The 11,838-nt window shown below is 69.7% G+C and carries 12 protein-coding genes and 1 pseudogene; 6 read left to right on the top strand and 7 right to left on the bottom strand.

From position 1 onward, the window contains the following. Positions 1-11 precede the first annotated feature (11 nt). Both rlmN and VF106_RS28920 read left to right on the top strand, forming a co-directional pair. The gene (gene rlmN / locus VF106_RS28925) at positions 12-1,112 is read left to right on the top strand and encodes a dual-specificity RNA methyltransferase RlmN (RefSeq protein WP_330843020.1); all 1,101 of its coding nucleotides are present in this window, start codon (positions 12-14) and stop codon (positions 1,110-1,112) included. 91 nt (positions 1,113-1,203) lie between these two features. Then, positions 1,204-2,589 carry an FAD-binding oxidoreductase gene (locus tag VF106_RS28920; protein ID WP_330843019.1) on the top strand — a complete coding sequence of 462 codons (1,386 nt, stop codon included), beginning with the start codon at positions 1,204-1,206 and terminating at the stop codon, positions 2,587-2,589. Between the two features lie 16 nt (positions 2,590-2,605). Here VF106_RS28920 and VF106_RS28915 read toward each other — a convergent pair whose 3' ends face one another. The 3 genes from VF106_RS28915 to VF106_RS28905 are packed head-to-tail and all read right to left on the bottom strand — an operon-like array spanning position 2,606 to position 4,188. Beyond that, positions 2,606-2,875 (bottom strand): DUF6510 family protein, encoded by a 270-nt coding sequence (locus tag VF106_RS28915; RefSeq protein ID WP_330843018.1) that lies wholly within the window; start codon positions 2,873-2,875, stop codon positions 2,606-2,608. A 1-nt stretch (position 2,876) separates the two neighbouring features. Next, positions 2,877-3,596, bottom strand: coding sequence for a ferredoxin reductase (locus VF106_RS28910; protein ID WP_330843017.1), 720 nt, complete (start codon positions 3,594-3,596; stop codon positions 2,877-2,879). Continuing rightward, entirely contained in the window at positions 3,589-4,188 is a 600-nt protein-coding gene (locus VF106_RS28905) for a sulfite oxidase-like oxidoreductase (protein WP_330843016.1), read from the bottom strand. Before VF106_RS28905 ends, VF106_RS28910 begins: the two co-directional genes overlap by 8 nt. 119 nt (positions 4,189-4,307) lie before the next feature. Between VF106_RS28905 and VF106_RS28900 the strand changes: the two genes are divergently transcribed. After that, positions 4,308-4,904: a TetR/AcrR family transcriptional regulator gene (locus tag VF106_RS28900; protein ID WP_330843015.1), complete on the top strand. Its 597-nt coding sequence runs from the start codon at positions 4,308-4,310 to the stop codon at positions 4,902-4,904. Here the strand turns inward: VF106_RS28900 and VF106_RS28895 are convergent. The 3 genes from VF106_RS28895 to VF106_RS28885 form a co-directional block, all read right to left on the bottom strand. Next, the gene (locus tag VF106_RS28895; protein ID WP_330843014.1) at positions 4,901-6,001 is read right to left on the bottom strand and encodes a Gfo/Idh/MocA family protein; all 1,101 of its coding nucleotides are present in this window, start codon (positions 5,999-6,001) and stop codon (positions 4,901-4,903) included. The two genes, VF106_RS28900 and VF106_RS28895, sit on opposite strands and share 4 nt — an antisense overlap. Next, positions 5,998-6,732, bottom strand: a complete 735-nt coding sequence (locus VF106_RS28890; RefSeq protein WP_330843013.1) for a sugar phosphate isomerase/epimerase family protein — start codon at positions 6,730-6,732, stop codon at positions 5,998-6,000. The genes VF106_RS28895 and VF106_RS28890 overlap by 4 nt, the downstream gene beginning before the upstream one ends. Before the next feature lie 147 nt (positions 6,733-6,879). Then, entirely contained in the window at positions 6,880-7,143 is a 264-nt protein-coding gene (locus VF106_RS28885) for a DUF2631 domain-containing protein (RefSeq protein ID WP_330843012.1), read from the bottom strand. 90 nt (positions 7,144-7,233) lie between these two features. Here VF106_RS28885 and dxr point away from each other — a divergent pair, with 90 nt between their 5' ends. The 3 genes from dxr (at position 7,234) to ispG (ending at position 10,901) form a co-directional block, all read left to right on the top strand. After that, entirely contained in the window at positions 7,234-8,439 is a 1,206-nt protein-coding gene (dxr, locus tag VF106_RS28880; protein WP_330843011.1) for a 1-deoxy-D-xylulose-5-phosphate reductoisomerase, read from the top strand. A 7-nt stretch (positions 8,440-8,446) separates the two neighbouring features. Next, positions 8,447-9,670, top strand: coding sequence for a M50 family metallopeptidase (locus VF106_RS28875; RefSeq protein ID WP_330843010.1), 1,224 nt, complete (start codon positions 8,447-8,449; stop codon positions 9,668-9,670). 73 nt (positions 9,671-9,743) lie between these two features. Continuing rightward, on the top strand, positions 9,744-10,901 hold the full coding sequence (gene ispG / locus VF106_RS28870; RefSeq protein WP_330843009.1) for a flavodoxin-dependent (E)-4-hydroxy-3-methylbut-2-enyl-diphosphate synthase: 1,158 nt from the start codon (positions 9,744-9,746) through the stop codon (positions 10,899-10,901). Positions 10,902-10,925: 24 nt separating this feature from the next. Here ispG and VF106_RS28865 read toward each other — a convergent pair. After that, positions 10,926-11,817, bottom strand: a pseudogene (locus VF106_RS28865) (IS982 family transposase). Positions 11,818-11,838: the final 21 nt, after the last annotated feature.

The raw sequence follows: 11,838 nt of genomic DNA, 5'->3' as shown, positions 1-11,838 counted from the left end.
CTGAACGGGTTATGGCCTTGCCTCTAGTCTTTGACGCGCCCAAGCGCGGCCTGCCACCCCGTCACCTTGCCGATCTGTCGGTCGAGGAGCGGCGTGCCGCGGTAGCCGAGCTGGGGGAGAAACCGTTCCGCGCGAACCAGCTGTCCAACCACTACTTCGGGCGTCTGACCGCGGATGCCGGCGATATGACCGACATCCCGGCGGCGTCCCGTGCCCGGCTGGGTGAGGCGCTGCTGCCACCGCTGCTGTCCGTGGTCCGCCACGTGAGCTGCGACGATGACACCACCCGCAAGACGCTCTGGCGGGCGCACGACGGCACGCTGCTGGAGAGCGTTCTCATGCGCTACCCCGATCGGGTGACGTTGTGTGTGTCGAGTCAGGCTGGCTGCGGTATGGCGTGCCCGTTCTGCGCGACCGGCCAGGGCGGTCTGGAGCGGAACCTGTCGACGGCGGAGATCGTGGACCAGGTCCGGGCCGCGGCCGCGGCCATGCGTGACGGTGAGCTGGGTGGGCCCGGACGTCTGTCGAACATCGTCTTCATGGGGATGGGCGAGCCGTTGGCCAACTACAAGCGCGTGGTGGCCGCGGTGCGTCGGATCACCGAGCCGGCGCCGGCCGGGCTGGGGATCTCCCAGCGTTCGGTGACGGTGTCGACGGTCGGGCTGGCCCCGGCGATCCGGAAGCTGGCGGACGAGAAGATGCAGGTCCGCTTGGCGGTGTCCCTGCACACCCCGGACGACGAGCTGCGCGACACGTTGGTGCCGGTGAACAACCGCTGGTCGGTCGACGAGGTGCTGGAGGCGGCGCGGTACTACGCGGACACGTCCGGGCGCCGCGTCTCGATCGAGTACGCGTTGATCCGGGACGTGAACGACCAGCCGTGGCGGGCGGACCTGTTGGCGAAGCGCCTGCGCAAGCACCTGGCACAGCTCGTGCACGTGAACGTCATCCCGCTGAACCCGACGCCCGGCTCGCAGTGGGACGCGTCTCCGAAGGCGGTCGAGCGGGAGTTCGTCCGTCGCGTCAACGAGGGTGGCGTCAGCTGTACTGTTCGCGACACGCGTGGTCAGGAGATCGCGGCTGCGTGCGGTCAGCTCGCTGCCGAGGGTTAACGCGGTAACGCACCCGGCCGGCTTCCGTCATCCTTGAATGCGCCGCGACTGTCCGAACGGGACAGTCTGTCGGCGGCAAGGAGGCCGGGCCATGAACATCGACGATCTGCGCGGCCGTTTCGGCGGCGCGCTGCTGAACCGGGACGACGACGGGTACGAGGACGCGCGTTCGATCTACAACGTCGCGGTGACGACCACGCCGGCGGTGATCGCGCAGTGTGAAGGCGTTGCCGACGTGCGGGAAGCGCTCGCGTTCGCGCGGCAGGCCGGGATGCCAGTGGCCGTGCGCAGCGGCGGCCACAGCGTGGCGGGCGCGTGTCTCGTCGAGGGCGGGCTGGTGCTCGACCTTCGGAAGATCAGTTCCGTCACGGTTTCCCCGGACGCTCGCATGGCGGTGGTCGGTGGCGGCACCACGTGGAGCGTGTTCGACCGGGCGACCCAGGAGCACGGGGTGGCGACCACCGGCGGCCGCGTCTCCACCACCGGTGTGGGCGGCCTGACGCTGGGCGGCGGATCCGGGTGGCTGGAGCGGAAGTACGGGCTGGCGTGCGACAACCTGCTGTCGGTGGAGCTGGTGCTCGCCGACGGACGGCTCGTCACCGCGAGCGAGACGGAGAACCCCGACCTGTTCTGGGCGCTGCACGGCGGTGGCGGCAACTTCGGCGTGGCCACGTCGTTCACCTTCCGGCTGCACCCACTGCCCGACTTCTCGTTCGCGCTGCTGCTCTGGCCGATGGTGGAGAGCGATGCCGTCGCCATGTGCTTCCGCGACCTCATGGCGGAAGCGTCGGACGACGTCGGCGGCGCTGTGCTGACCATGACCGGTCCACCGGAGGAGTTCGTGCCCGACTGGTTGGTGGGCACGCTCTGCTGTGCCGCGCTCGTCACGTACACCGGTCCCGAGGCCGAGCTGCGTGACCTCGTCGCGCCGCTGCTCGAACTGTCGCCCGCCGGCCAGGTGCTGACCGACATCCCGTACGCCGAGCTGCAGTGCATGCTGGACGACCCGCCCGGCTACCGGAACTACTGGTCCGCCGAGTACCTCAGCGCGCTTCCGGACGAGGCCGTGCGGCGGTTCTGCGCGAGCGCCTACGAAATGATCACGCCATCGCCGACGATGAACGTGCTGTTGCCGTGGGGCGGGGCGGTCGCGCGTGCCGGGTGGCCGATGGCCAACCGCGACGCGCCGTGGGTCGTGCATCCCTTCGCGATGTGGGAGAACCCGGCCGATGACGAACGAGTCCGGCGTTGGGTGAGCAACGTGCGCAACGCGCTGCGGGACTGGAGCACAGGCGCCATCTACCTGAACTTCATCGGCGACGAGGGCGCCGACCGGGTGGTCGCCGGGTTCGGCCGGGAGAACTACGACAGGCTGACCGCGATCAAGGCCGAGTTCGACCCGGACAACGTGTTCAACCGCTGGCACAACATCCTGCCGGGCAAGCCGGCCCCGCGCACGAAGGAGCAACCAGCGTAAGCGCACAAAGCGGTAGCTACTGGCTCAACGGGATGCGGACCGAGCGGGCGCCGCGTAGGTCGAGCCATGCGTCGGTCGGGGTGCGGACCAGGCGGGCGACCACGGCCTCGCAGGTGGTGCAGCGGGCCACGACGCCCGGACCCTGGTCGTACACATGGGTTTCCGCGAACGGGCCGCCTCGGCCGCAGCCCGCGCAGGTCACCACCGCCGTCGTGATGTCGAGTCCCAGTGCCTCGGCGAACATGCCGGCCGCGCTGTTGCCGTCGACGAAACCGTCACCGTGCATCTCATCCTCCGCTCGGGCCGAAACGTTCCGTTCGGATGCTCGCCGGGTCCTGCCCCCGCGCCAGCAGTACCTCCGATACCGCCTCGACGAAACCCGTCGGGCCGCACACGTACACCTTCGCGTCCGCCGACGGCGGCAGGTCCGCCGCGGTGATCCGGCCCGCGGGACGATCCGGGGCGGCGACACGGGTGTACAGCAGCCGCACGGGGATGTCGGCTGCCGACAGTTCCGACGCGTAGAACACGTCCGAAGGGCCGCGCACCGAGTACACCAGACTGAATGCCGCCGTGCTTCCCGCGAGGGCACGTTCGCGGACCATCGCCATCAGCGGCACGATGCCCGAACCGCCCGCCACCAGGAGCACAGGGCCGGGCTCGGACGGACGCCACGTGAACCAGCCGCCGATCGGGCCGCGTACCTCCAGCTCGTCGGTCGGCAGCAACTCGTCGACCAGATACGGCGACACCTCGCCGTCCTCGACGCGTTGCACCGTCAGCTCGACGAGGTCCCCGGACGGCGGTGCCGCGATCGAGTAGCTCCGTTGCGCGCTGTAGCCGTCCGGCGCGGTCAGCTTCACATCCACGTGCTGGCCGGCGGCGTGCCCAGGCCACCCCGGCACCTCGAGCACGATCGTGCGGGACACGGAGGTCTCCGAGCGCACTGCCCGCACCCGCGCGGCGAGCCACGGGGTGCGGCGCCGGACCGGCGCCGTCCTAGTCATCGGTATAGCGCTGCTCGCGCCACGGGTCGCCGTAGTTGTGGTAGCCCAGCGACTCCCAGAACCCGGGTTCGTCGTCGTTGCGCAGGTCGATGCCGGTCACCCACTTGGCCGACTTCCAGAAGTACAGGTGTGGCACCAGAAGGCGCGCGGGACCGCCGTGCTCGCCGGGCAGGTCCTCGCCCTCGAACCGGTACGCGATCCACGCCTTGCCGTCGAGCAGGTCCTCCAGCGGCAGGTTCGTGGTGTAGCCGCCGTAGGAACGCACGAACGCGTGGTCGGCCGCGGTCTCCACGTCCTCGAACAGGCTGTCCAACGAGACGCCCTGCCACGAGGTCTTCAGCTTCGACCAGCTTGTCACGCAATGGATGTCGACCGTGGGGCGTTCGCTGGGCAGCGCCAGGAGCTCCCGCCATGTCCAGGAGTACTTCTCGCCGACCTCGTTGTTGATCGTGAAACGCCAGTCGTCGAGGTCGATCCGTGGTGTGGGGCCGGCCTGCAACACCGGGAAGTCCTGGGTGAGGTACTGCCCGGGCGGCAGATCAGCGGCGGCCGGCTCGCGGCGGCCGTGAAATCCCCTGCTCACAATGCTCATCGCGAATGACGCTACTCGGCGGGAGGGCGGTGACACCACAGGTGCGCGGGCGTCCGCTGTGTATCACCGGGTAACCGGCCGCGTACCTCGACCGGTTGGCGGACCGGCATGATGGGACGGTGCCAGCCGTGGACAGGGGCTACGCCAAGGGACGGATCCGCCGGGAGGACATCCTCGCCGCGGCGGTCGCCGTGTACGCCGAGGCCGGGTACCACGGGTCCTCACTGCGAGAGGTCGCCAAACGCGCCGGGATCACGCATGCCGGCCTCCTCTACTACTTCCCGACCAAGGAAGCCCTGCTGGCCGCCGTGTTGGAGCGGCGCGACGCCGATGACGCCGAGCGGGAGCAGCTCAACGCGCCGCCGGGACTCGAGGTGCTGCGGCACTGGATCGCGTTGGCCGAGTACAACGTCGCGCACCCCGGCATCGTCGAGCTGTACTCACGGCTCGCCGCCGAGGCGGTCGCGCCGGACCACCCCGCGCACGACTACTTCGTGCGGCACTACCGGATCGCCCGCCGGTCGGCGTACGAGACCTTCCGCGTACTCGCGGAACGAGGCGAGCTGCGGCCTGGCGTCGACCCACACGTCGCCGCGTTGACCTACATGTCGCTGTCGGACGGCCTGCAGGTGCAGTGGCTGACGAAGCCCGACGAGGTGGACCTCGTCGGGGCACTTCGTCATTACCTCGACAGCATCCTCACCGACCCGATCTAGAGCGTCCGCGCGTACGGGTCCCAGTCGGCCGGCACGGCCGGGGGGACCACCACGGTGCTCTCCACGGCGACCGGCTCGCCCGTGGTGATCGACTCGTCGATGGAGAGCATCGCGTCGAGCACGTGGTAGGCGAGCTCACCGGAGGCGCGTTCCGGCTCGCCGGCACGGATCGCCCTGGCAAGCTCCAACACGCCGGTGCCACGGGTGGCAGTGGCACCTTCCGACGGCACCTCGGCCAGCTCGGTCGTGCCGAGCGTGTGGAGCAACGTCGGCCCGTCGAACCTGTTCGGGTCCGGCAGCACCGCCGCGCCGACCGTGCCGGTGAGCTCCAGCAGCACCCGCCGCAGTGCCGAGTCGAAGCTCAGCATGAGCTGCGCCGAGCCGCCATGCTCGAAGTCGACCAGCGCGGTGACCGTGGTCGGCACCGTCACCGGGAACTCCGTGCCGGCGCGCGGACCCGAGCCGATGACGCGGACCTCGCGGTTGCGGCCGCCCGCCCCCGTCACCCGGCGGATCGGGCCGAGGAGCTGCACGAGTGCGGTCAGGTAGTACGGGCCCATGTCCAGGAGCGGCCCGCCGCCGGTCTGGAACAGGAACTCCGGGGCGGGGTGCCAGCTCTCGGGTCCCGGTGTCTGGAAGATCGCGAGCGCGGTCTTCGGCTCGCCGATCCGGCCCTCGTCGATCGCGCGGCGCGCGGTCTGCATGCCGGCGCCGAGGACGGTGTCCGGCGCGCTCGCGACCCGCAGGCCCTTCTCGGCCGCGCTGTCGAGGAGCTTGCGCCCGGACTCACGGTCCAGCGCGAGCGGCTTCTCCGCCCACACGCTCTTGCCCGCGTCGAGCGCCGCCAGCCCGACGTCGACGTGGGCGGCCGGGATGGTCAGGTTCACGACCAGCTCGATCTCCGGGTCGGCGAGCAGGTCGGCCGCGGTGCCGGAGCGCGGCACGCCGTACTTCTCCGCCTGTGTCGCGGCCCGCGCGAGGTCCAGGTCGGCGACCATCAGGACCCGCAGGTCAGCGAACGCGGTGAGGTTCGTGAGGTACTCGTCGCTGATGACGCCGGCGCCGATCACGCCGACCGTGACGGGCCCGCTGGTCATCGCGCCGCTCCCGTCAGGTAGGCGTAGCTCGCGGCGAGACCGTCGAAGATGTCGCCGTCGTAGGCGTCGAACTCCACCACGCGCAACGCCTCGGGCGCCGCCGCGAGCACGTCGGCGACCGGCACCCGGCCCTGCCCGGCGGGGACCTGCCCGGACGCGTCGGTGGCGAGGTCGCCGTCCTTGATGTGCAGCGCGTGCACCTTCTTGCCGAGGCGGCGGAGCAGGGCGGGCGCGTCGGCACCGCCTGCCGTCGCCCAGTACGTGTCGACCTCGACCACCAGCTGAGGGTCGAGCTGGTCGGCGAACACCTCGAACGCACTGCGCCCGTCGAACGAGGTCTCCAGCTCCCACCAGTGGTTGTGGTAGCCGACGGTGACGCCGTGGGCCGCTCCGCGTTTGGCGGCGTCGTTGAGCGCGGCGGCCGTCGCGGTGACGTCCGCCGCGGTCCGCCACTGCTCGCCCGGGGTGAACGGGTCGATGACGACGCCGACGCCGCAGGCGACCGCGGCGGTGAACACCGCGTCCTGGTCGGCGCCGATGAGCTTGGCGTGCGCGGTCGGCGCGGTCAGCCCGTGGTCGGGCAGCCCGGTGCGCAGGGCGGCCGCGTTGTCGACGAGCCCGTACGGCTCGACCTGGGTGAACCCGATGGCGGCAAGACGGGCGAGGGTGCCGTTCGGGTCGGCGGCGAAGGCTTCTCGGACAGAGTAGAGCTGCACGGAAATCGCGCTCATGATCATCGTCTCCCCTGTGAGCTGGATGGAAGCGCTCTCATAAATTTCTACCACTTGGTAGAAATTGTGGCTACCCCGTTTTCGCGCACACCAAAAGGCGGCGGAGCGTCATGAGGCGCTCCGCCGCCTTGGTGAGTTCGACGACGCTTATCGGCGCCAGGAAGTGCGTTGGCGGACCCGCTGACCGACCAGCACGATGACGAGCCCCGCGCTGATGCCGAGCAGCCACAGACGCTCGGTCTCGGCGACGTGGTTGCCGACGAACGCCATGATCACGAAGGCGATCACCGTGAACCAACCGCCGATCTCGCGGCCCCGCGGGAAGCGGCCGTGCCAGCCCCACTCCGCGGACGGCTCCTCGTGCGGGTCGACCGCGGTCGTCGGCCGCTTCTCAAGTTGAGAGCCTGCCACGTCCCCTCCTTGCGTTCGTTCGGGTGACGTCATGCTCCCACACGCCCCCGAACGGGGAGGTCGAGGGCGTGCGAGGAACAATGGCCCGCGATGACCAAGCGCACCGTGCTCGTCCTGGGCTCCACCGGCTCGGTCGGCGTCCAGGCTCTCGACGTCGTCTCGGCCAACCCCGACCTGTTCGACGTCGTCGGCGTGGCCGCCGGCGGCACCGACCCCGCGGCGCTGGCCGCGCAGGCCCTCACTCACCGCGTCCGAGCGGTGGCCGTGTCCAAGGCGACGGCCGCGGAGGACGTGCAGCTCGCCCTCTACGCGGAAGCGCAGAAGCGCGGCTACGACCGGGGCGAGTTCCAGCTGCCCCGCATCCTGGCCGGGCCCGACGCGGTGCCGACGCTGATCGCGGAGACGCCGGCCGACGTCGTGCTCAACGCCATCACGGGCTCCCGCGGCCTCGCGCCGACGCTCGCCGCGCTCGACACCGGCGCCACGCTCGCGCTCGCCAACAAGGAGTCGCTGATCGCGGGTGGGCCGCTGGTGCTGAAGGCCGCCAAGCCGGGCCAGATCGTGCCCGTCGACTCCGAGCACTCCGCCATCGCCCAGTGCCTGCGTGGTGGACACCCGGACGAGGTGGCCCGGCTGGTGCTGACGGCGTCCGGCGGCCCGTTCCGCGGTCGCCGCCGGGAGGAGTTGGCGAACGTCACGGTCCGGGAGGCCCTGGCCCACCCCACGTGGGACATGGGGCCGGTCGTCACGATCAACTCGGCCACGCTCGTGAACAAGGGGCTGGAGCTGATCGAGGCCCACCTGCTGTTCGGTGTCCCGTACGACCGCATCGACGTGGTGGTGCACCCGCAGTCGGTCATTCACTCGATGGTGTTGTTCACCGACGGGTCCACGCTCGCGCAGGCCAGCCCGCCGGACATGCGCCTGCCGATCTCGCTGGCGCTCGGCTGGCCGGACCGCGTCGCCGACGCCGCCCGCCCCGTCACGTTCGCCGAGCCCACCGCCTGGACGTTCGAGCCGCTCGACGACGACACGTTCCCGGCCGTCCGGCTCGCCCGCCAGGCCGGCACGGCGGGTGGCTGTCTTCCCGCGATCTACAACGCCGCGAACGAGGAAGCAGTCACCGCTTTCGCGGAAGAACACACGGCCTTCACCACGATTGTGGACACTGTCCAACACGTCCTCGACGACGCACGCGACTGGCATCACGAGCCAAGCGGCGTCGAAGAGGTGCTCGCGGCGGAGGACTGGGCCCGTGCCCGCGCCCGCGAGCTGCTCACCGCAGGAAGGGACTGAAGACGAAGTGCTCCCATGGTTGCTTGGGGTCGTGCTGTTCGCGCTGGGCATCTGCGCGTCCGTGGCGCTGCACGAGGCCGGGCACATGTGGGCCGCCAAGGCCTTCGGCATGAAGGTGCGCCGGTACTTCATCGGCTTCGGCCCGAAGATCTGGTCCTTCAAGCGCGGTGAGACCGAGTACGGCCTCAAGGCCATCCCGGCGGGCGGCTTCTGCGACATCGCCGGCATGACCGCGCTCGACGAGGTGACGCCGGACGAGGCGCCGCGCGCGATGTGGCGTTACCCGACGTGGAAGCGCTTCGTCGTGATGGTCTCCGGCTCGGTGACGCACTTCATCCTCGGCTTCATCATCCTGTACCTGCTGGCCGCCACTATGGGGCTGCCGAACGTGGCCGGCACGCCGGTGATCAGCGGCACCGACTGCGCCGCGTCCACCCAGGACGCGAAGACGTTCGAGTACGCCGACTGCGGCGCGAACGACCCGGCCCCCGCCCGTGACGCCGGCCTCCGGGCCGGGGACGAGATCGTCAGCATCGACGGCGTGGCCACCCCGACCTGGTCGGACGTGGTCGCCCGGGTGCAGAAGCTGCGTGGCGAGCACGACTTCGTGGTCAGGCGGGACGGGGCCGAGCGCACGATCACCATCGACATCCCGACCGTCGAGCGGGTGGCGCCGGATGCCAAGCGCGGCGCGGACGACAACAGGCTCGTCGAGGTCGGCGCCATCGGCGTCACCAGCACGCCGATCTACCACTACAACGCGGGCACCGCGATCGGCGGCTCGCTCGAGTTCACCGGCACCATGTTCGCCCGCGTCTGGGAGGGCATCCTCGCCTTCCCGTCGCGGATCCCGAAGGTCGTCGAGGCCATCGGCGGCGGGGAGCGCGACCCGGACACACCGGTCAGCGTGGTCGGCGCGAGCATCATCGGCGGTGACGCCGTCGAGCAGGGCGTGTGGGAGCTGTTCCTGCTGCTGCTCGCGACGCTGAACTTCTTCGTCGGCGTGTTCAACCTGCTACCGCTGCTGCCACTCGACGGCGGGCACATCGCGGTCCTGTTCTACGAGAAGATCCGGGACTGGCTCCGGAAGCTGCGCGGCAAGCCCGCCGGCGGTCCGGTCGACTACACCAAGCTGTCCGCGGTCACGATGGTGGTGATCTTCATCGGCGGTGCGGTGGTGTTGCTCACAGTGACCGCCGACATCGTGAATCCCATCCGAATAGGTCAATAACGGCCGCCGAACAGGCGAGTGACGGCGGACCCGTCCGTCAAGCCGATTACTCAGGGGTCGGTAGCCTGGTGTCATGAGCGAAGAGGTCATGCTGGGCATGCCGGCCACGCCGCCACCCGTTTTGTCGGAGCGGCGCAAGACCAGGCAGTTGATGGTCGGCAAGGTGGGGGTCGGGAGTGACTTCCCGGTCTCGGTCCAGTCGATGACCACGACGGTGACTGCGGACGTGAACGCGACGTTGCAGCAGATCGCGGAGCTGACCGCGGCCGGGTGTGACATCGTGCGGGTGGCGTGCCCGTCCCAGGACGACGCGGAGGCGCTGCCGGCCATTGCCGCCAAGTCGCAGATCCCGGTCATCGCCGACATCCATTTCCAGCCGAAGTACGTCTTCGCGGCGATCGACGCCGGCTGCGCGGCCGTGCGGGTGAACCCGGGCAACATCAAGAAGTTCGACGACAAGGTCGCCGAGATCGCCGCCGCCGCCCGCGACCGGGGCACGCCGATCCGGATCGGGGTGAACGCGGGCTCGCTCGACCCCCGCCTGCTCAAGAAGTACGGCAAGGCCACCCCGGAGGCGCTCGCCGAGTCGGCGCTGTGGGAGGCGTCGCTGTTCGCCGAGCACGACTTCCACGACATCAAGATCTCCGTGAAGCACAACGACCCGGTGATCATGGTGCGGGCGTACGAGCTGCTGGCCGAGCAGTGCGACTACCCGCTGCACCTCGGTGTCACCGAGGCCGGCCCGGCGTTCCAGGGCACGATCAAGTCCGCGGTGGCGTTCGGTGCCCTTCTTCGGCAGGGGATCGGGGACACCATCCGGGTGTCGCTGTCCGCGCCGCCGGTGGAGGAGGTCAAGGTCGGCACGCAGATCCTGCAGTCGCTGAACCTGCGACCCCGCAAGCTGGAGATCGTGTCGTGCCCGTCGTGTGGGCGGGCACAGGTCGACGTCTACAAGCTGGCCGACGAGGTGACCGCGGGCCTGGAGGGCATGGAGGTGCCGCTGCGGGTCGCCGTGATGGGTTGCGTGGTGAACGGACCGGGCGAGGCGCGCGAGGCCGACCTCGGCGTGGCCTCCGGCAACGGCAAGGGCCAGATCTTCGTCAAGGGCCAGGTCATCAAGACCGTCCCGGAGCACCAGATCGTGGAGACCCTCATCGAGGAGGCCATGCGCATCGCCGAGGAGGCGGGGGAGTCCGCGGAAACAGGCTCCCCGGTCGTCAGCGTCTCCTAGATGAGTGATTCCGTGAAGTTGGTGTTAGTGGTCGAACGCGATCAGTGATCGTTTGCTGGTCGTGTTGGTGGTCCAGTTGTGCCAGATGCCCGCGGCCATGGCCAGCAGGCGTTGGGCGACTCGGGTGAACACACCTGCTGGGGTGCGGGCGCCGTGGTGTTCGAGGTCGAGTTGGCCTTTGAGGGTCTGGTTGGACCGATTCGATCCACTGGCGCACGCCGCCGAGGTTGCCGTTGCGGTAGGTCTCGTCCTTGCGGTCCGGGCGTAGCAACTCCAGGCCCATCGCGGTGGTGAGTTGTTTGAAGTGTTTGCCGGCGAAGCCCTTGTCGGCCAGGAGGATCTGGCCGGTACGGATCAAGTGGTGGTTGCGGTCGAGCAGGGCGGCCAGTACGTCGCGTTCACCGAGTTTGGGGTTGGCCAGGCACCACATGATCGGCATCCCGTCTCCGGTGCACACGAGGTAAAGCTTGAGACCCCAGTACCAGCGAGAGTGTGACGCGCAGTAGCCGTAGCCGGCGTGTCCGGCCAGGTCGGAACGCTTGACGGTCTCGCGGGACATGCCGCAGGGCACTGGGGTGGCGTCGGTCATCCACACGTCGTCGAACCAGGACGGGCAGCACGCGGCCAAGGTGACGATCGCCTTGCACAGCAACGGCTCTGCCGTCTTCAACCGCTTGTGATAGCCCGATTGGGTCGGCATGGCGGGGAACATGGCCCGCCACTCACGGTCGGCACGGATGTGGCGGACCCAGCGCCGCTCGCTCGGAAAACGCTGCAGAACCTGGGCTACCGCGAGGGTGATCAGTTCACTGTCGGTCAGCTCCGGCCGCCGCCCACGACCGGCGCGGGCCGGCACAACATGGTCATCGATCAGCACGTAGAGTGCGGTCAGGAGGGTGTTCAGTTCTTTCGTCACACATTGATCTTGAACACCCTC

It is taken from the genome of Actinophytocola sp., assembly GCF_036378875.1.
Classification (GTDB): domain Bacteria; phylum Actinomycetota; class Actinomycetes; order Mycobacteriales; family Pseudonocardiaceae; genus Actinophytocola.
Note: the sequence above shows the minus strand (reverse complement) of the source record. Positions and strands in the feature narration are given on the sequence as shown.

Excerpts from the sequence above, each read along its gene's own strand:
- rlmN (WP_330843020.1), top strand. The coding sequence starts at position 12 with ATGGCCTTGCCTCTAGTCTTTGACGCGCCCAAGCGCGGCCTGCCACCC.
- VF106_RS28920 (WP_330843019.1), top strand. The coding sequence starts at position 1,204 with ATGAACATCGACGATCTGCGCGGCCGTTTCGGCGGCGCGCTGCTGAAC.
- VF106_RS28915 (WP_330843018.1), bottom strand. The coding sequence starts at position 2,875 with ATGCACGGTGACGGTTTCGTCGACGGCAACAGCGCGGCCGGCATGTTC.
- VF106_RS28910 (WP_330843017.1), bottom strand. The coding sequence starts at position 3,596 with ATGACTAGGACGGCGCCGGTCCGGCGCCGCACCCCGTGGCTCGCCGCG.
- VF106_RS28905 (WP_330843016.1), bottom strand. The coding sequence starts at position 4,188 with ATGAGCATTGTGAGCAGGGGATTTCACGGCCGCCGCGAGCCGGCCGCC.
- VF106_RS28895 (WP_330843014.1), bottom strand. The coding sequence starts at position 6,001 with ATGACCAGCGGGCCCGTCACGGTCGGCGTGATCGGCGCCGGCGTCATC.
- VF106_RS28890 (WP_330843013.1), bottom strand. The coding sequence starts at position 6,732 with ATGAGCGCGATTTCCGTGCAGCTCTACTCTGTCCGAGAAGCCTTCGCC.
- dxr (WP_330843011.1), top strand. The coding sequence starts at position 7,234 with ATGACCAAGCGCACCGTGCTCGTCCTGGGCTCCACCGGCTCGGTCGGC.
- ispG (WP_330843009.1), top strand. The coding sequence starts at position 9,744 with ATGAGCGAAGAGGTCATGCTGGGCATGCCGGCCACGCCGCCACCCGTT.